General features: G+C 35.4%; 17 protein-coding genes and 2 pseudogenes. 13 read left to right on the top strand and 6 right to left on the bottom strand.

The features are described from left to right. From ACZ9EE_RS32465 to ACZ9EE_RS32435, 7 genes are all read left to right on the top strand, one after another. Positions 1–329, top strand: a 329-nt coding sequence (locus ACZ9EE_RS32465; protein WP_476032825.1) for a DUF4304 domain-containing protein, incomplete at its 5' end; no start/stop codon positions are given. A gap of 393 nt (positions 330–722) precedes the next feature. Beyond that, positions 723–1,409 carry a Na-translocating system protein MpsC family protein gene (locus ACZ9EE_RS32460; RefSeq protein WP_476032824.1) on the top strand — a complete coding sequence of 229 codons (687 nt, stop codon included), beginning with the start codon at positions 723–725 and terminating at the stop codon, positions 1,407–1,409. A gap of 279 nt (positions 1,410–1,688) precedes the next feature. Beyond that, complete coding sequence (locus ACZ9EE_RS32455) at positions 1,689–2,102, top strand: STAS domain-containing protein (protein ID WP_476032823.1); 414 nt, start codon at positions 1,689–1,691, stop codon at positions 2,100–2,102. A 391-nt stretch (positions 2,103–2,493) separates the two neighbouring features. Beyond that, positions 2,494–3,567, top strand: a complete 1,074-nt coding sequence (locus tag ACZ9EE_RS32450) for a mechanosensitive ion channel family protein (RefSeq protein ID WP_476032821.1) — start codon at positions 2,494–2,496, stop codon at positions 3,565–3,567. Between the two features lie 363 nt (positions 3,568–3,930). After that, positions 3,931–4,134 carry a hypothetical protein gene (locus ACZ9EE_RS32445; RefSeq protein WP_476032819.1) on the top strand — a complete coding sequence of 68 codons (204 nt, stop codon included), beginning with the start codon at positions 3,931–3,933 and terminating at the stop codon, positions 4,132–4,134. 718 nt (positions 4,135–4,852) lie between these two features. Beyond that, a complete protein-coding gene (locus tag ACZ9EE_RS32440) occupies positions 4,853–5,593 on the top strand; it encodes an HAD family hydrolase (protein WP_476032817.1) in 741 nt (246 codons plus the stop codon). Positions 5,594–6,632: 1,039 nt separating this feature from the next. Then, positions 6,633–6,791, top strand: a complete 159-nt coding sequence (locus ACZ9EE_RS32435; protein ID WP_476032815.1) for a hypothetical protein — start codon at positions 6,633–6,635, stop codon at positions 6,789–6,791. A gap of 258 nt (positions 6,792–7,049) precedes the next feature. On the opposite strand, the gene ACZ9EE_RS32430 is transcribed toward ACZ9EE_RS32435, so the two are convergent. Next, positions 7,050–7,445, bottom strand: coding sequence for a CotD family spore coat protein (locus tag ACZ9EE_RS32430; RefSeq protein ID WP_476032813.1), 396 nt, complete (start codon positions 7,443–7,445; stop codon positions 7,050–7,052). 475 nt (positions 7,446–7,920) lie between these two features. Further along, the gene (locus ACZ9EE_RS32425; RefSeq protein WP_476032810.1) at positions 7,921–8,118 is read right to left on the bottom strand and encodes a hypothetical protein; all 198 of its coding nucleotides are present in this window, start codon (positions 8,116–8,118) and stop codon (positions 7,921–7,923) included. A 123-nt stretch (positions 8,119–8,241) separates the two neighbouring features. On the opposite strand from ACZ9EE_RS32425, the gene ACZ9EE_RS32420 reads away from it, so the two are divergent. Further along, the gene (locus tag ACZ9EE_RS32420; protein WP_476032808.1) at positions 8,242–8,712 is read left to right on the top strand and encodes a MerR family transcriptional regulator; all 471 of its coding nucleotides are present in this window, start codon (positions 8,242–8,244) and stop codon (positions 8,710–8,712) included. A 267-nt stretch (positions 8,713–8,979) separates the two neighbouring features. After that, a complete protein-coding gene (locus ACZ9EE_RS32415) occupies positions 8,980–9,654 on the top strand; it encodes a hypothetical protein (protein ID WP_476032806.1) in 675 nt (224 codons plus the stop codon). 674 nt (positions 9,655–10,328) lie between these two features. Here ACZ9EE_RS32415 and ACZ9EE_RS32410 read toward each other — a convergent pair. Together ACZ9EE_RS32410 and ACZ9EE_RS32405 are read right to left on the bottom strand one after the other, a co-directional pair. Further along, complete coding sequence (locus ACZ9EE_RS32410) at positions 10,329–10,841, bottom strand: DUF3231 family protein (protein WP_476032804.1); 513 nt, start codon at positions 10,839–10,841, stop codon at positions 10,329–10,331. Positions 10,842–11,414: 573 nt separating this feature from the next. Next, complete coding sequence (locus ACZ9EE_RS32405) at positions 11,415–12,365, bottom strand: hypothetical protein (protein WP_476032802.1); 951 nt, start codon at positions 12,363–12,365, stop codon at positions 11,415–11,417. A gap of 550 nt (positions 12,366–12,915) precedes the next feature. Here ACZ9EE_RS32405 and ACZ9EE_RS32400 point away from each other — a divergent pair. The 3 genes and pseudogenes from ACZ9EE_RS32400 (at position 12,916) to mle (ending at position 14,932) form a co-directional block, all read left to right on the top strand. Beyond that, positions 12,916–13,218 (top strand): hypothetical protein, encoded by a 303-nt coding sequence (locus tag ACZ9EE_RS32400; RefSeq protein ID WP_476032800.1) that lies wholly within the window; start codon positions 12,916–12,918, stop codon positions 13,216–13,218. After that, positions 13,212–13,637: pseudogene (locus tag ACZ9EE_RS32395) on the top strand (helix-turn-helix domain-containing protein); the annotation flags it as partial. The gene ACZ9EE_RS32400 and the pseudogene ACZ9EE_RS32395, both read left to right, overlap by 7 nt. A gap of 440 nt (positions 13,638–14,077) precedes the next feature. Next, the gene (mle, locus tag ACZ9EE_RS32390; RefSeq protein ID WP_476032798.1) at positions 14,078–14,932 is read left to right on the top strand and encodes an alpha/beta fold macrolide esterase; all 855 of its coding nucleotides are present in this window, start codon (positions 14,078–14,080) and stop codon (positions 14,930–14,932) included. 356 nt (positions 14,933–15,288) lie between these two features. On the opposite strand, the pseudogene ACZ9EE_RS32385 reads toward mle, so the two are convergent. Continuing rightward, positions 15,289–16,016, bottom strand: a pseudogene (locus ACZ9EE_RS32385) (class I SAM-dependent methyltransferase). 563 nt (positions 16,017–16,579) lie between these two features. Beyond that, positions 16,580–17,875, bottom strand: coding sequence for an IS110 family RNA-guided transposase (locus tag ACZ9EE_RS32380; RefSeq protein WP_476032758.1), 1,296 nt, complete (start codon positions 17,873–17,875; stop codon positions 16,580–16,582). 241 nt (positions 17,876–18,116) lie between these two features. Here ACZ9EE_RS32380 and ACZ9EE_RS32375 point away from each other — a divergent pair, with 241 nt between their 5' ends. Continuing rightward, entirely contained in the window at positions 18,117–19,244 is a 1,128-nt protein-coding gene (locus tag ACZ9EE_RS32375; protein WP_476032796.1) for an IS110 family RNA-guided transposase, read from the top strand. Positions 19,245–20,307 lie beyond the last annotated feature (1,063 nt).

Here is a 20,307-nt window from a genome sequence, read left to right as displayed (position 1 = left end):
TGCCTCACTTTAGAAGAAAAAATGAAACTAACATTGAATTAATTTCGTTTCAATTCAACAGGTGGGGTGGTTCATTTGTAGTTGAGTTGGCGACTTGTTCGATTGAGGGTTTAACAACACATTGGGGAGAGCAAGTCCCACCTAACAAAGTTACTGCCCAGGATTTAAACGAACGATTTAGGTTAGGGTCCAAATCAAAAGATGAAGATGGTTTATGGTTTGATTTTGAGAATGCAAAATCTGAAGAAGATTTCGAGAAAGTTGCTTCCGATGTTGTAGATATGTTAATTATTTCTGACCGTTCATGGATTAGCAAGTTATTCAAGTAACGGGTGCAAGAATGAAAAACGGGCTGTCGTTGCGGCAGCTTTTTCTTATTGTACTAAATGGGCAGAATAGTTTAAGAAAATGGATATTGGAATTAAATTATTATCCAGTGGATACCGTAAACGAAAATGAGGGAAAAGAGGGTTAGTATTGACCAGGGACAAAGAATTAAATTCAATGAATGTGTTGAAACCAATAAAATTAGGTCCAATCGAATTAGACGAAACCTCACCCTTTACATCCTCTGAAATGGGAAAACTTTGGGCTACTAATTCCAGAGTTGTTATAGGAATAAAATTGAAAAAAATCTTAAGAAATTGATAGAATTGTTTTATTCTTTGGGTATGTATTATTAACAGGATTTATAATCTTTTTCTAGGCGGTGATTCTCATACATGGCTGCTCCAACACAAAAAATAATGGAAATAAGCAGTTTTGTTAGTAAATTATTAAGACAAAACTTTGGTAAGGGTCCACTTTCCTGCTATCCTTTCTCTAGAAGTCGTTTTCTTATTTTCTACATACGAGGATTTCTATCACCAATTGAAAATGTTCTAATTGAGAACCAAGACATAGACAATGCTAAAATTTCACGAAATGTTGTTATGAAAACAATCCTTACAGAGCTGAAGGGAATTCTCGAATTAGAATTTCAACAGGATGTCCAAAGCCTCTATCATGACTGGAACTATCTTAATAATACAGGAATGATTACTGCTGTTTTTGAAAAAGAAATCCCTTCCTTTAAATCAGTTGAACCATTTCCAGAGTATAAGGATTTTATTGGTGAGGTTGAACGTATAAGTATTTTAGTACAAAAAAAACCAGATAAAATCGAAGCTTTTCAAATAACTCCGAAGCTGTATCTGGTAAAACGTTATGGAATATTAGTTCCGATTGAAAAAGCACTGATTGAAAACGGTTATGAACAAGCACTTCTAGTAACTAAGGATAAGTTGGAAAAAAAATATTTCTACCAACATGGTCATTTTGATGAAATTTTTAAAAAGCCAGTTACAGATATTTTTGTGGATTGGAATTTAAAAGACGATAGAAGTCTAACTTATTTTTTTCTTCACTAACTGGATGTATAAAAAGGGTTTTCCTGTTAGAAAACTTTTTTATACATAGGTTATTTTGTGAAGAATTTCACTTAAACTGGGTGCAAGAGTTAAAGACAGGGATCGCTACGGCGATTTTTTTGCTTGTTGAGCTAACGTAAACAATAAGGTTGCCGATTATTTTAACAGCCACCAAAACTTAAATATTTGCGTACTTCGAAAATTATCGACGGTGATAACTTAGACGATGGGCTCCAGATATATGAAACAATTATTTTTGCTTTTGATGAAGCCATCAGAATGACTACAAAGAAATTTAACCAACAAACTGACCAAAGTAAGTTAGCAATGGAGAAAAACTTGGAAGATGTTACTGCTCCTATTGTTTTAATTAACAATACTGATGGAGTGATGCCTCTTGTGGGAAAATTTTCAGAGTCACGTATGGATAATTTAACGAACAACACATTGCATCAAGTTGTAAAACTAGATGTTAGAAACTTGATTATAGACTTTTCTGGTGTAACAAATATTGATACTGTAATCTTTCAAAGACTATTTGAACTAATAGGTGGATTGAAACTAGTAGGCACAGTAGTTGTAATTACAGGATTTTCCCCAAATATGGCTAAAACGGCTACAGAGATGGATATTGAATTAACAAATTTAAATATATATGGAAAATTGAGCCAAGCATTATCCGTGACATTTTGACAATACTAGTTAAAAATTGAAGATTGTTTTCAGAATTAGCTGAGAGAATAGAATCCCCCTCTAGCGTACAGCTGTTATCCTTAAATAACTGTATGCATTTTTTCAAATTTTAGGGAGTCTATGCTTTTGGCTAATTTTTATTTAATCTGCTAAATATCTGTTTGTGAAAAACTGAATCCATCTGCCCGAAATTTTAGTTGTAGTCCTTAAGGGATATCTTCATTAAAATTTGTTCAGCATTTCTTACGAAGCGGCAGTGGTTTTTATTTTATTCACCAACAATATCACTAAAAAAATAGGCTGAAATACCTCGAGAATGAGATTAGTATAAATGTTATAATATGAAACGGCTGTTTTTACAAATTAAAAGGTGGCAAGGGGATGCAGATAGTTGAAGTTTTCAATAAATACAGCATGGTTTCGAACTTTTGATTATAGTAGTTTGTTTATTATTGTTGGTGTAATTTTCGGAATTTATCTTATCCGAATGTTTCTTTTGATGAGTGCAAGGAAATTACCGAAATACTTTGACGCGATCAAGAGTATGGTGAATTGGTTCACATTCTATGGAGTTCTCGTCTTTTTACTTATGTACTTTCCCAAAGCAAAATGGATGTTTGCAAAAATCATAAAACTTGGAAGTGTTGATGTTACTCTTTTTCTTATCATTGTTGCTATCCTGATTATTTCCTTAGCTATCCGGTTGTCAAAATTATTAACGAATTTGATATTGCCTGGAATCTATCACAGGTACAACCTTGATAAAGGTACACAATTTACTTTTGACCGAATTGTCCATTATTCAATTATGATTATATCAATTCTAATGAGTTTAAATACTGTTGGAATTAATCTTAGTGCCTTAACGGTATTTGCAGGAATTCTCAGCGTCGGTATCGGATTCGGACTTCAAAATATTGCCTCTAATTTCATCTCTGGGATTATTTTACTTTTTGAAAGACCCATTAAAGTCGGGGACCGCGTTGTTATTGAGAATATTACTGGTGATGTTGAGAAAATTAATATGAGAGCAACCATTATTAAAACAGGATTGAATGAACATATTATTGTACCAAACTCCTATTTTTTACAACAAAAAGTCATCAACCGGTCATTTGGTGACCCGAGAATGTGCCTTGTCATTCCTATTGGCGTTGCTTATGGATCGGATGTGGAAAAAGTAAGTGACCTCCTAATCGAAGCAGCGATGGAAGAACATCTCGTTTCACCAGTTGTTCTAGTATCACCCGAACCATCTGTAAGTTTTGTTGGTTTTGGGAATTTTTCACTGAATTTGGAATTGAATGTCTGGATACAGGATCCAAATAAATTAGGCTTGATAAAAAGTAATCTCAACTTTCGAATCAATAGGATATTTACCGAGAATCATATTGATATACCTTATCCACAAATGGATTTGCATATTAGAAGTATGGCGGAAAGTGGTAAAGAATTAATGCGTTAAAAACATTGGGGTTAACCCTCAAGAAAGTTGGGGAATGCCCCCCCTTTTAGTCACTTATTTTCTAAAACCTAAAGGTCTTTTTTATTTGTTTATTAAAACAGAACGTTGTTTTGCGATATGAGAAAGAACTGAAAAGAAATGGCAGTTTGTGTTTGGAGTTGATTAAGGTACAAATCTTTACATGATCTTATGTTAATTAAAACGCCAAATTAAGCGAAGGGAGTGCGATTCTTGAATAATCAGGAATCGCTTTTATCTATTTAAGTAACGGACAGTTTACTTTAAAAAGGGTAACTTTCAAGTGAAGTTTAATATTTAATAACAAGTTTTTTAAAGCTAAGTCCGTTGTATTGAGGGATGAATATGACACGTAATCGGGGGTTACCTCCGTTTGAAATCCTGGAGGTTTCAAAAGATGATATTGGAAGATATGCAAAAATTAAAGCCACATTTCCAGACGGGGAAATGACCATACGATGGGGATTGGATTCTTTAACCTATGAAAAATTAAAAAGTGCCTTTTCAACTCGTATATTTGACAGGATGCCAAGTTGTACCTACTGCTAAAAACTTTTAATTTATTATAGTTCTTCCCGTAATCCTGATGAAAAAGAGATTACTTAGATTTATTGAGTGTATCTTTGGTAAGCAGACAAAACAAATCGAATTTAAATGCTCAGAAACATTTGCAGGTAATATAGAGTGGATGTCGACAATAAAAAGCTGCGAGGAAATGTATTCAATTAAAGTGGATGGATTTTGACCAAAAAGGCACATTGTGAAGAAATGTACTTACGAACGGGCAGGTTAATGCAATAAGGATCTATTTCAGATTTTTTCATTCGAAAGTAACTGTCTATACTTTTGATGCTTTACTAAAGTATGCTGAAGAGTGTTCTAAATCATTTTCAATTGTTTTATTGTAAGCCTCTAAAGCTTCATTTAGTTTTCCAAGATTTCTAGTTTAGTTTGCTTTGTTATAATAATCTGAACTTAAAGATGGATTTAGATTATTGACTTGGTTATACAATTTAATTGCCTCATATATCTTCCCTTGTTCGCCACGTAACAATTGGTATGTCCACTAAACGGAATGAATCTAGTGCTAAGATTAATTAGTCATTTATAAGGTTGTGGACATCGTACATCCTGAATTAATCCTATACCCAAATAAAATGCGTTAATACATAGGTACTGTCTTAAAAGGAGGATTTGCTGTTTTTATCATTGGAACAGTGTTATATCATATAGTTAATATACACCAACATTAAAGGGGGCGCGGTAAATGAATCAGCAAACCTTAATAATGGATCTTGACGATACATTGATTCACTGCAATAAATACTTTGAACAGTCTAAAATGGAATTCGTTGAACTAATCAAGAATTGGTTTAACACAATACCCGTTGAAAAAATAAAGCAAAAGCAATTAGAATTTGATTTAAAAAGTGTTGCGGAATACGGCTTAGATTCCTCAAAGTATCCAGATACACTTGTTTCAACCTATCTTTATTTCTGTACGAAATACGGCAAGGGATTAAGAGTGGATGAAATTGAATTAATCCGTAAGGTTGGTCAAAGTGTATTTGAGATAGAGGTGGAACCATATCCGTATATGTACGAGGTCTTAAGTAAATTGCGTGAAGATGGACATATATTATATTTATTTACAGGTGGTGATAAGCGAAACCAAATGAGAAAAATCACTCAATTAGGGCTACAAGCTTTTTTCAATGACAGAATATTTATTTTTGAACATAAAAATACTAAAGCATTAGAACAAGTGCTAACAAAGATTGATTCCGATAAAAGGTTTACCTGGATGATAGGAAATTCGCTTAAAACTGATATTAAGCCTGCATTGGAATTAGGAATCAATGCCATTCATATCCCTTCTAAGATTGAATGGAGCTACAACATTGTAGATATCGATATAAACCCTCGTGGAACATTATCTGAATTACCATCACTTCTTCAATTGCCTGACTTTTTACGTGAACACTCTTATTATTTTGAAGCAATGTAATACCTTCCATACAAAACCCGCCAAATAATTTTTTCAACACTTTTGTCCAATCACAGCTTAGCAAAATGGAAGGAACTATCAGCAACCCATCTAACTGCTCCCTAAAAATTAATCTCCATTTAACAAAAATACTTTTTATATAGGTCCCTTAATACCCCTCTGTACTCTGGAAATTTCCTGTTTGATTATAAGTATTTTTATTTGAACTTCTGAATTATGTTCAAATTCCTATTAGAAATTACCAAAAAATGAGTAATTTTGACATAATTTTTTGTTTAACGCCAAAGTAATTAGGTTAAATATATTATTAAACGACAGAGGGGTAAAGACTGGATGGTGGACAAAGAAATATTTCTGTTGAAGAGAGAGATTTCGCGACTCAAAATGGACTTTAATAGGTGCTCAAATCCTAGTATAAGAGATTTGATTTGGGAGGATATATTATTCCTTAGTTCCGTTATTTCTAATATGAGCAAGTGAGCTTAGGTTAAACAAACCGGCTTTTTTTTTATGAATTATTTCACTAAATTGAAAACTCATAATATCATTTGTTTTAATTTAACCAGCCTGTTATAAATTTCTTCGGGAACGGTGGCTTAAAATCAACTTAGATTGATTTTATTAAAGATTTGGGAGATTGTCTGCTGGACAACAGACTCTTGCCAATTGAAGTGCGAATTGTACCGCTAATTTCCTTGCTAAAACGGTATAAACCTATATAAACCAACAAGTAAAGATAGCCCAATAAGAATGAGAAACGTACTCCCATTTATAGTGTTTTTTCTTATTTTGTACCCCTAAACCGAACCCGTTAGTTAAAGGCACAGTGTTTTTTAAAAAGCCTGTTAAAATTTGTAATCAAAGCACTAAAATTTCATACCCATTAGTATAGGACAAGTCGGGGGGTGTTACTCTTTTGAATAAATTTGTGTTTGTGGCTCTAATAATACTCCTAATAATTATTATAGGTATTATTTTTCTTTATTTTGTTTCGAGAAATAAACAGCAGTCTGTTCAAGTAATTACACTACAAAATTTTATGAGTAGTTATCATTCTAATGAAAATGAAAGTGAGAAAAACAGCTTTTTAGATTCCATTAAGGACTTTTTCAATGATAATGATAATGATAATGATGGAATCATCGATGGTATTGATAATGAGGATTATGATGATGTGGGAGATGATGGCAGCGAATAACACCCCCTTTTTAAGTGAATTTAGTAGGCTATTTGTTCACCTTATTGATCTGTTAATTGTTTTCAACAATTGGGGCTTGTTTGGTCAGGCCTTTATTATTTTGTAATTCAGCTAAAGGGCTGGATTGCTTAAGAAGAGATTTATTTTTATATAAAAAAGGTACCCTTTGTGTACCATTTGTATCTAGGAATGATTTTAGTTTATGCAAATGTCCAGAAAATGATAAAAAATAACCCCCAAAATTGGGGTTAAGAGAAGCTAAAATCCAAATGGTCCCATCGGAGGACAACAAGGGTTGACTGGAACACCGCACATAGTATGTGTTTCACAGCATTCGTTTACACAGGACTCTGTGTGTGGGAAATAGTGCTGATGATTAACATGCAGTTTGTTAACTGTTGTCGTATGAGAAGGGTGGATATGCTTGACAACCTTATTAAATAAATTTGTTTTTACATATTGTTGTGCAGGGTCAATTAGTCCTGGATCATACTGTGTCGGAAACACTTGTGGCGGACAGTATATTGGTGGACATGGTTGTGGTGGGCAGAATTGGGCTGGCATTTGTTGTATAGGAGCAATCTGATTAGGCAAGGCGTTTGGCATGGTATTCGGAAACAAATTTGGTGGAACATTTCTATTTCTTGCCATCATTAAATGACCTCCATATGAATTTGTCTTGGTATATCATTAGTCTATTCGAATTAATACTTAGTGGACTAGTTGAACACCTGTTTCTACAACTGTTGAAAACATAAATTCAAATATTGCCTTTTTCCAATGGAGTAAAACCGGATTCCCTCAAATGTTCAATTCCCCTCTCCGTTAAAAATTTTGGAATTCGTTTTCCTTGTTTTGGTTCATTGATTTTCGCAGTTGGATTTTAGGTATATGTGCTTCCTCGTGCACCAACTAAATATTGTTTTAATAAATAGAATTCGATGCCCCAACTTGAAGGCTTTAGATGTTCACTGGATTTTGATAAGTATCCTTACAACTGATCGGTCGTCAACGATTCAATATTTACATATTTAAAGTGTCGGATAATTAACCTAGAGTGGAGTTTATACGCTTTTAATCTCTTAAATTTTTAAAGGCACCGTATAAGCCTATTATTAAAGCCTGAGGGCTAATTGGAATTTCTCTCAACATCCGAAATCGCATCGTTTAATTCCATAAAATCTCTAGTAAAGGTGTCCTCCACACCAGTCATTCGCTTTGCATCATAATAAAGTACTAGCGTAAGGGCCTTTTGTTCAGCATCTTTTTTAAGTTTTTCTCGTTCCGCCTGTTCACGGATCTTATCTTGTATCGACTTCTTAACCATTTACTTTTACCCCTAAACGATCCTTCACTTCTTCATAAAATTGATAATATTGATCCAAAGCGTCTTTTAGTTCTGGATTTTGAAATAAACCTTCTAGGGCAATACGGCCCGTTGCTATTAGCCTTGGAGAAGGAAGGTTATGTTTTCCAGAAGAACCAACAAGGGCACAGAATCTTTACTGATGAGGATATTCAGACGTTAGAAGGCTTTATGGAATTAATTAAGTATGACGGTATGACTATAGAATTTATAGCCAAAAAGATTAGGGAAACAAAGGGTCATGACAGTATAACGGAACCAAAAGAGGACAGTCATACCGTTATGAACCTAGTGGAAACTGTAGTAAATAATGCTTTGCAGAAACAGGAACAGCACTATTCCGAACAAATTACAGCACTAGCTAACCAATACTCATCAGAAGTTAAAGCACTGGTCAATCAAATTGAGGCATTAAAGAGTGAACAGTTACGGGAGTCTATGGAACAGAAGAAACTAATGATTGAGACTAAAGAGGAAATATTACTAGCCCTAAAAGAACAAGCAGCAGGGCAAGAACAAAAGAAGGGGTTTTGGGTTAGGTTGTTTGGAAAGTAATTCCCTTAGGTGAATCACTATAACCATCATCACGGCTATTTTGTTCGCCTATTTTTTGAAGAGAATCTGACTAGATGGTAATAAACCTCACTAACGATTAAATAACAATCCCTTGTCTTTATTCAGGATTTACTATTACTTCAACTAGACGTAAGACCTGTAGTGATAGATGCAGTGAAAGAGACAGGCTGTTTCACTAGGACAACTTTCCCTCGAGATACATATCATTAAATTATATCTAAATCAATTAAAGGGGAATCTTATATTATGGGTAATTACGCGACGAAGAATTTTTTAGGTAAAGTAATCCAGGTAGACCGGAATGGACCAGAATCCAAAATCGGAAAGTTACTGCATACTGCCGACGATTATATCGCTGTTCTGACGGAAGATGAAGGGGTCGTTTGTTACAACAGTCATCACATAAAAAGTTTTACAGTGAATCTTAATAAAGAGATGGAATTAAACGTTAAAATTCCTAAAGATTTAAAATTCGAAGCTGACAATTTGAAAGAATTGCTTAAATCCCTGAACTATAAGTGGGTACAAATTAATCGTGGCGGCCCTGAAACCGTAGAGGGGGTACTCGTTGGTCTAGAAGACGATTTTATTAATTTGATCGTTGGTGACGAAGTTGTTCGCATTACCATATTCCACATTAAAAATGTCAGTTATGGACCAAAAATCGAAAAGGCTAAAGCCAAAGATCATGAGTCACGAAATCATGAGTCACGAGAAGATGAATCACTAGAACATGAATCACGAGAAGATGAGTCACGAGAAGATGAATCACTAGAACATGAATCACGTCCAGAATCAAGCGATGAGAGTGAAAATAAGAACAATAGTAGGACCGAGGTATATAGGTACAATTTTGAAGGTGAACTATCATTTCTGCTAGCCTCAATTGAAAAGTTTTTACGAAATCATTCTAAAAATTAAGTTTAGTTTCTGATGTAGTAGTTCGCAGAATAGTTGAATGAGGGGGGCACGGTTAAGACAACGCTTGATTGTGGCCCATCATTTAATTAGAATATAGAACTTTCTTCTTGCTGCCGTTTCTTAATAGCTTTTTGACGGTTGTTTTCAGCGTATAAATTTAGCAATAGCAAACGGTGTTTCTGCACCGCTCTTTAAAACTATCATATTTGCCATATTTTGAACTGAAAAAAAACTGAAGCAAAATTATGCTCCAGCTTTCTGTAAACTCGCCTCACGTGGCTTGTATGTGTCTCTATATATCTCCCAGGCACGTCCAGAAACCCCATTTGGTTTCAATCCAAGAGCCTTAGCTGCTTTCTCTAGCAATTCTTTCTTTTTTCGTCATTTTCTATTCCCTTATATGAATATTAATATTATTATTAATGTTTATCTGCATTTATAATACCGTGCATAGAGCGAAACGTTAGTACATTTTACACATTCCAAGAACTTCCTCGGACATAAAAAAGACCATCAATAGATAGTCCTTGTTCCACTAACGCACCCGTTACTTTAAGTACATTTCTTCACAAACTCTAAATTAAATTGATATGTTCGCTTTTGCTAATAAGTTAATTCATGGCTTGCTTGTTACGCATAATAAAAACACGGCTAGAAATAACCGTGTCCAAAAGTCAACATTCACTATGTTTATTTAGATGCATTGGTGGTGGAACGAGCCATCCTTTTTCTTTATTTAAACGAAGCGCTTTTGCTCCAAGTGCTGCCTTTTGATTATGAAATTGACCGTACATCATGGCAACGTCTTCCCGAATGGATTTACCCATTACTTGGCTGCAAGTTACTAATCCAGCAGCAATATCAGCGGAAAGTGTTGCGGCAATTGCTGGATCTGGAATTCTTGCACCTACTGGAATATCATCCAAACATGCATCAGGAGGCTCTGGAGCAGCAGGTGGTAAGCCGACACCATTCTCTTTTAATAGCTTTTCAACCTGTTTTTTTTCTTGCTGGCAAGTTTCGATTGCTTCTACTAATAACTTCTTTAAATCTTCATCACCTGCATGGTTCAACATCGTTTGATAACCTGAAATCAGACTATTTCCGACTAGTTGAGAAGCCCAAATATCAAAGACTTCCCCGTAGTGTAAAGGCTCTTCCTTTGGATTTCCAGTTAAAATCCCCATCGTTATCCTCCTTAGTGAATATTAGAATTTATTTATATAGGTGCCACATTTCATTAAGCACTTTAATAGCTTTTCCAACACTAAAAAAGAATATAGATAATATGCAAAATAACCAAGATTCAGTAACTCTTCAAATTCGATATTGTATTTTTCTCATTTTAAAAAGTGGTTTTTAATTCCTTTTTGAATAATTAACATAAGTTAATTCTTTTGCCTGAAGATATTTTTGCTTTAATTGCTCTTTGGAGCACTTTTTCCCTGTTAGAACAGATTGAAGGAGATTTTTATAAATAAAAAGACTCCCCACTACAGGGAGATGGAATCTTCTCCGCACCCTAACTAAAAACCCCATGGGTATTTTCAATAAGTTTGTAATCTGATACAATAATCACAGTGTTTTTGTGCGACGTCTCACGTATAACTGTTGGCGCAGTTATACACTATGGGAGGCGTCTTTTCCTTTCTCCGGATTTATACGTGGACATTATACTCGTCCACCTCCGGACAGGCAATACCGTCAACTATCGGTAATTTATGGGTGTCAAAAACAATAACGGCAAATCCCAAAGTATATTATTCACCAGTTACAACAAAATTCCCGTAATCAATTGCAACAAATTCCCCATTTTCAGAAAGTGCTAGATTCTTATCTTTGATATCCCTTGGTTCAATTCCATTCTCCTTAAATACCTTAATGAATTGTGAAATTTTTATATCATATTCGTTATCTGTCGGTACCTTTTCTGTCATTTTTTCCATTATAATCCATCCGTTACCAAACTCCATGACGGGACATAAATATTTTCGTAACTGGGATGGTGAATTATTGAATAACTCATATTCTTTTTTATTGCTTTTCATGCCCCAATTATTTAGGGCAACCTTAAGTACATATCCATTTTCAAGGTCATAGACAATTCTATTTTTACCATTTCCAATTATTTCATATTTTAACTGAAGAGTTATGATAGCCTTTTCTATATGTGCAGTCCGTTCCTTGCTGTCTTTAATATTGTTTTTATTTTTTACTTTTGAAATCCATGAATTTATTGATTTAATTTCTTGTTCAGATAAGTAACTAGATTTTAAGGAATCAAACTGATTTTTTGCTTTACTATTATCCTCATCTTGATGATCGGTTTTGCAATTATTTACCCCACAATAACTTAAAATCAATGTTAAATCGCCACTACAGCCATCTGTACCGTCCTCTTTGGATTGAACATAAATTTTTCTTACGTTACCAACTAAAAACACTGGACCTTGGTGGGGTTCAATAAATTTACCTATTTCTTTTTCTATCTTCCTTTCATTTTCTACAACAAATACAATACTCGCTGTACAAGGATTTGCCGCTCCGTTTATTCTCGTCTGAACAGTGACAGTTGGGAAGCACTGTACATTATCAGCCTCAAACAAAACACCCGTTTTTTCACCACTTTTCAAATTATAAGCAACATTTAACGCTTGATTAAAATTTCCAACAAGTATAGGGCTGTAGAAATTTGATTGAAAATCCTTCATTTCCTAACCATTTCCTTCTACAATATTATGCATTATCTTATGAAAGAAGAAAGTTAGAAGTTTGTACACTTTAATTAATTTTTATCGAAAACTGAGTAATCCAACGGGGAGACTGGATTTTTTTCAAGTTCATTCGCCATATCTTCAAACTCAAAAAGCCTGCAAATATTCCTCCTGGCTTGAGTTGATAAATAGGTTTGTTTATCCAGATTAACGTTTTTAGGAAACCTATTTGTCATGATTCTTTGCCATGACCCTTGTGATTGATTTCTTACACTTATTGGATACACCTTTTCCAGCTGTGGTTATGTTTTTATTCCATTCTCATTTTCACTCATTACAGGCATGGTGCTCCGTATCCGTAACTTGAATAAATCGGCGGCTATTCATACTTTCCTCATCCTAGAGGGCAGTAGGTAAAGAAGGGTATTCGTAATTTAGATAGAATTATTAGTAAAGATGATTTTTATAGGTTATAGATCAAAAGGAAAAATTCAGATAGTTTTTAGAGATTCATCCAGTAATATTTCGGAATGAAGGTGATCATTTTATGGAGAATAGTGTTTCAGCAAGTAAGGCTCTTATAACTGTGTTTCTAGGGATATTAATATTGGGACTTTCCCAAGGAATTGCTTCTATGATCGATTTATTCCCAATTACAAAAATAATTTCATCAATATTATATGCCTTAATTTATATTGTTGTTGCGTATTGGGGCGTTAAGCTATTAAGTAAGAAGGCACTAAACCTTCCTTTAAAAGCATGCCGTATTGATAGGGTTCACATAGAAAGAAAATGGCTTACCTGTGGAATTATTTTACCATCTGCCGTCTTGATAATATTAGTTTTATGAAGGAAATTCTCTATAGAGTTCTCCAAGGGCAGCATGGGAGTGTGTTGGAACAAATGGTAATAGAAGGAAGCTCCACCTATCTTATCAGAGACGTTATCGAACATATTGTGAATAACTATGAAAGGTCTTTTCGGATTGAGGAGCTTGCGGAAATAGCAAATATGAGTGTTCCTTCACTTCATAGACACTTTAAACAAGTAACTGCTATGAGTCCTATTCAGTTCCAAAAACAAGTCAGACTTCAGGAAGCACGTCGCCTGTTATTATCCGAGTCGACAGATGCAGCTGATGTGGCATTCCGTGTAGGCTATGAAAGTCCATCGCAATTCAGCCGTGAATATGCTCGTATGTTTGGTTTTCCACCTAAAGAAGATATAAAGCGCCTTAGAGAGAACTATGCCCAAACGATAAACGTATGAATCCCCTGCCTAATGGCGGGGGTGAATTTTTTTATGAAGGAAAGGATAAATTCTGTCTGTACGGTGTCTTTAACTGACAATAAAAATTCAGATTGTGAATAATTACACTTAAACTAAACTGCTCCGTTAGCTCAACAAGAAAAAAGACGCCGCAACGATCATCAACTTTAGCTAATACACCCGTTATTTAACTATTAAAGTTAAATGACAAGTAATCAGTCATGAATAATTACTAGCTGAATTATGGTATAATCAGTTGTGGACTATAAGTCCTTTCAACTTCTTAAAAGGGAGTGCTAATCATGATTATTAAGTTCATTCGTTTGCGTTAATTTAAGGTACATTTCATTTATGCTCATTCATTTTTCATAAAATGGGTAGGTTTATTTGGGTGTGCCTTATTTAAATTTACCAAGTTCGAATGAAATGAGGAGCTAATCATGGGTGAAAAGATATTAAAAATTAACGGAATTGATATATGTATAGAGAGTTTTGGGAATCCAGCCAATCCGGCAGTCTTACTGATTATGGGTGCCATGTGTTCAATGGTTTATTGGGATGATGGATTTTGTCAGAAATTGGCCAATACAGGTCGTTTTGTCATTCGATATGATAACCGGGATGTCGGGCGTTCTACAGCCTATAAACCAGGGACTTCCAATTATACTGTAGTTGATATGACAGATGATGCTGTTGGAATCCTAGATGAATTTCAAATTAAACAAGCTCACTTGGTGGGAATGTCCTTAGGTGGGATGATTGCTCAAGTTGCTGCCGTAAGGTATCCAGAGCGAATTCTATCAATAACGTTTATGTCATCGAGTTTGTTTGGGTCAGATAATAACAACAGAAATTTACCGCCTATGGATGAGAAAGTCCTCTCTTACCATGCAAATGCGGCGAAACTGGATTGGTCCGATAAAAAGGCAGTCGCCAATTACCTAGTTGCTGGTTCAAGGATTCTTTGTGGCTCAAACCATACATTTGATGAGAAGAGAGCGTTTCAGCAGGTTACAAAAGAAATTAGCCGTGCTAACAATTTACTAAGTATGTTTAATCATGCCCTTCTTAAAGGGGATGACTTCTACGAAGACAAGATTAAGGAAATCAATGTTCCAACCTTGGTGATTCACGGGACAGAAGACACCATCCTGCCATTTGAACATGCGCTGGCTCTAGTGAATGAAATTCCTAGCAGTTCTTTGGTCACCCTCAAAGGAACAGGTCATGAAATTCACGCTGACGATTGGGATACTATCATTAAATCGATTTCGAAACATACATCAATAAATTAAGAACAGAAAATAAGCTTAATATTTTTAAAATCAAGAAGGGTTACAAATTCGGTTTTTCGATTGTAACCCTTCTTCTTTTATTTCAACTTTTTCTATTTATTACGTTAAAGATGGAGTTTTCTTATATTAAAAAACCTCTTTTACTTATAATACGGTTCCCTACTATTAATGCTAAACTACCACCTTAACAATCTGGCCCGATTGTTGAATACAAGTTAAACACTTCTCTTCAACAAAACTGCCCTATAGTTGAATAAGAAAAAGGGATCGCCGCAGCTATCCCATCTTTAACATAAGCCCCAGTTAGTCGAATAAGAAAAACGTCCCTACATCTCGAAGGGACGTATAATAAACATTTACTTTTCTGCTAAGATTATTAAGAACATAGGTCTACGGAGTTCATCTTTCATTTCAGGCATGCTCTTTAACATTTCTTCAGAGGGAATTGGTTCCTTGACTGTCCTTACAATAAAACCAGAATTAAGTCATTGATATAAGTTGAAAATGTACGATGATATTTTATAACGTTTTCAGTTAGGAATGTTGTTTCACGCAATCCTTCTGATTGGTAATTGTCAACTACCCAATGCATACGATTCCCTTTGTCATCATAATACCAATCTTGTTCGTTCCGAGAAGTGAAAATTGGATGTTCAACTGAAAAAACAAAAGTACCTCCAGGCTTAAGGCAATCATAGACCTTTTTACAGGTTGCTTCAAAGGACTTAATATAGTGAAAAGCCAATGAACTGATGACAACATCAAATTGAGAGTCTGAAAAATTAATGTCTTCAATTGGCATTTTAATGTATGAAATTAAAGAATCATTCGTCATTTCACGAGCTTTTTGAAGCATTTTTTCAGATATATCTACTCCAATAACAGACCTTGCTTGCAGTTCACGAGCATAACGGCAATGCCAACCGAAACCGCATCCCAAATCAAGTACACTTTTATTTCGGAGTTCAGGTAAAAGTTCTTTTAATACGTGCCATTCTCCTGCACCTTCAAGTCCTTTGACAGAACGTGGCATTTTTGTATATGCAGAAAAGAAATTCACATCATCATACTTGTTTTGCTTCATAATTTATACAACTCCTAAATATTAAGTTAGCCTCCTAAAATTAAAACAACTTCTAATTCAGGAGGCTATCTATCTCCTTCTAACCATTTCTTTCACCTCATTAAAAATAACTATACATAATATAACACAATCCTTATTAAACAAACCTCCCTCAATAAAGAAAGCAATATCTCCCGATTTCTCCGTTTTTTTTAGATTTTCATAGTAGTTTACCTTACGGTAAATGCTTTATAGTTGGGGAATTATCACATGAAAGGATAAAATTGGACTTATGGAGAAAAAAGACTCATAGTTTACTAACCAATCACTTACAGAAATTGGGTGATGAGTAAAAATATGATCGCACTGGTGGATGTCCACATTTCTCATGGAGGTCAACCCTCCCATGCCTCACAGAGTCCTCGCTCTCAAATTCCTTCGTCCAACCTTTCCATGAGGTGGATGTCAGCCATGCTGCCCCACAGGGTCTTTGCCCGTAATTTAGTTGCTTTGCCGACTAATCCGTGCTTCAAATGTCCCCAAAACCATAAAACAACAACTACTATTTATCTAATCAAAAAAAATCAAGCGGCGATTTCTTTCTTCTTTGAAACTGACAAATGAGGGATGTCCTTTAACATCTTTTCTTCACTAAATTCAAATTGCTTTTTAGCCATGCTAAAGAAAATACGGATCAGTTTATTACATAAAGCAATTAGAGACTGCATTTTCTTTAATGGATTATCTGGACGTTGAGTATAGTATGCATGTAATGCCTTAAATGCTGAATTTTTGGCAACGAGTATCATACAAACCCTGAATAACAGAGCCCGGAGCTTTTTGCGTCCCCTCTTTGTGATGGTCGTTTTTCCTTTGTGCTTACCAGAGGTATTTTCTTTTAAACTTAAGCCAGCCAGCTTAATAATTTGTCTGGGATGAGTATATTCACGAAGATCACCAACTTCCGCAAAGAAGCCGGCAACTGTATCCCTTCCCACACCTTTTATGGCTAACATTTGTGGTACACCTGGTATTTCATCAAGTAAACAATCTATTTTTGCATCCAATTCTTCGAATTTTAACTGGATTAATTCATATTTAGCTAGAAGCGTTTTTAGCTCCAATTTAGCCATTTCGGAGCCTTGTCGAAGTCCGATGGACTTACTGGCTGCTTGCTTTAACTCCCGAATCTTATTAATTCCCACACTCCGGGTTACGGATTTTCTTAGATGGGAGAGCAGTTCATGTTCAGTGAAATTTACTATTTCATGCGGTAAGGCATAGAGCTTTAAGAATTGTAAAGCTGCCTTGCCTTCCCACTTCTTAAAGACCGTTAGAAATTCTGGAAAGTACCGGTCAATCCAGTTGTGAACCTGGCCTTGGACCGTTTGAAGATCCTCTGTTAAAAGATCGCGTATTTTCTTTGCCACCCGTAGTTCTGCATAAACTCCCTGTGGTATCGTAGGTTCGGCATACCTTCCGTCTTTGACCAGCTGGGCAATGACTTTAGCGTCTTTCACATCAATCTTAGTAGGTGAGTTATCATCTAGTTCCTTGCTTTTCTTCACGTGCAAGGGGTTTACTGCCACAAATTTAATCTCATTTTCTTTTAAAATATGAGCCAGGTTAAACCAATAGTGACCGGTTGGTTCCATTCCAACCACTACTTTATCCATGCTTTGTTCTTTCTTAATTTCCGAAATCCATTTAAGAAAATTCTCGAATCCCTCTTTTTTATTTTCAAAATAACAAGGTGATCCAAACTCTATTCCTCTAAAATCCTGGGCACGTGCCACATGCTTAAATTTTGCAATATCCACCCCTATAATCAGGGTTTGAGAAGTAATTTGAGCAATCTTCTTATTTTGGTTATAATTCATTTTAAATCCTCCTGGTATTTGAGTGTTGTCCTTTTCGCTGGGGAGCTTTAGGACACTCTTATTCTACCAAGAGGTTATTTTTTTGTTCAAACTTCATTTTCACTCATTACAGGAATGCTGCCCCTTTAGTCATAATGAACGAAACGGCTCCCATCGCTTAACGTAGGTTGCACTTGGTCATAATGTTACTACCCAAATCAAAACCAAGTGTAGAGCTACACACGAAAAGGAGCCGATTATTATGAAGGATGTACAAAAATTTGTTGGTTTAGACGCCTCTAAAGATACTATTGCTGTTGCGATTGCTGATTCAGGTCGTGGAGAGCCTAGATTTCATGGTACCATACCAAATAAACCAGAAAACATTCGCAAATTAATGAAAAGTTTAGGCGATCCTAAAAATCTATTAGTTTGTTATGAAGCTGGATCTTCTGGATACGGAATCTACCGATTACTTCTATCTATGGACATAGAATGTATGGTTGTAGCACCTACCCTTATTCCAAAGCGTTCAGGAGATCGAGTAAAAACAGACAAAAGGGATGCAATTAGATTAGCTCAGCTACTTCGTGCTGGAGAGCTTACTTCTGTTTGGGTTCCAGATGAAGACCATGAAGCATTGAGAGACTTAATTCGTGCTCGTCATGATGCTCGTGAGGATTTACAAAGTTCTCGTCAGAGACTTGTTCACTTCTTACTTCGTCATGAAATACGTCCCCCTCAAGGGGTTAGAAATTGGTCTGTCAAACATCGCGAATGGTTAAAACGATTAACATTTGAAAGAACTTCCCAACGTATTGTTTTTCAAGAATACCTACATGCAATCAATGTAGTTGAAGATCGTATGAAACGAATCGAAGCTCAAATCCATGAAGAAGCTCTTCAAAGTGAACATGCACTTGTAATTCAAGCACTTCAAACTTTGAGAGGTGTCGCAGAGGTCACTGCCGTTACTTTAGTAGCTGAAATCGGACAGTTTTCTCGCTTTTCTAACCCAAGACAACTGATGTCCTATGCTGGACTCGTTCCTAAAGAATACTCTAGTGGATCAAATCGTTGGCAAGGTTCTATTACTAAGACGGGAAATTCTCAGGTTCGGCGTTCCATTGTAGAAATCTGTTGGTCTTATCGTCATCGACCTTCTCTTAAAGGTGAATTACTTAAACGGCAAGAAGGTCAAGATCCTGAAGCACAACGTATTGCTTGGAAGGCTCAGCACCGTCTTCATATGAAATATCATCGTATATCTGCTAAAGGAAGAGGTGGCAAAGTAGCTGTTGTTGCTGTTGCTAGAGAATTGCTTGGATTTATTTGGGCTATCGGTTGTACCATTGAAAATAAACAAATTACTCAATCAAAAGTTGCTTAATTAGATTAAATGTAAACTTATGTAATGTATGATTTTATCTCAGAACTATTTGTGTTGAAGAATTGAAGATTTGGCTCGAAGGCAAACCCCCGGGAAGGAGAACCCTCATGTTAAGTTATGCACTAGGTTCGAAGAACTGAACGTGCGTCGTTAGTCCGAGGCAGCTCCGTGACGGATGGAATGAAATGTGGTAACCAACCCACGAATATCAGACTGTATATCACCGTCAACGTTTTTGCCTTCGTGCCAAGTTTTTAAGGTTATCCTGTTCAACTTTCTGCATTGTATCCATTTCGTAATTAGCTTATCAAGGGAAAGTGCACCCTTGACAAGCTAATTACGAAAGGATATTTAGTCTATAAGTTGAACAAGGAATAACTCTATTCATGCTGAATAAAAACACCATTTAAAAACATTTGGGTGTGGTGGGTTGACAGTTTCGTTCATATCAGCTTAATAAGAGCTGCCGTTTCAATTTCATGAATCAGGTCAATACTTCCTGAAAAAAAGATTTTTTAGGAAGAGATGAACTTGTTATTGTCTCAAGCATGGGAAAAGTATGAATCTGATAAACGTATTGAAGGCTTTTCGCCGCAACCATTAAAAGCATATAATCTACAGTCCGCCTTACTCATACGCTTTTTTAAAGATGTTCTCGGGAAGAAGTTTGGGGAGCAGGTAGACTAACCAAAGCGCGCTCATTCATCGTTTACCGTTAAAATTTTAAAAATTAAATGGTGGATAAAGAAAAAGGGGAGATCGTTCTAACAGCAGCTTTTTCTATTACGAAGAAATGTTATAGTGAAGGGGCAAGAGTTAATAGATCCGAAGCTGTCTATGTGGGAGCTTTTTTTTTGTTCTAGCTAAGCTGGTTAACACAAAGAGAGCTTAGTTTTTTAGAAACATTCACACCCGCTATCTACTGTTAAGTACAAAAAAATGTACTAAATCCATTTTTATTGCCCTCTTCAAAAAGTTGAGAAATGGTTTTATTCTAGTTCATGTAACAAAATAACTCCATCCAACAAGTTGATAGACAAAACGGAGTTATAAACAGAATCTG

Source organism: Bacillus sp. URHA0034 (assembly GCF_056280405.1).
Note: the sequence above shows the minus strand (reverse complement) of the source record. Positions and strands in the feature narration are given on the sequence as shown.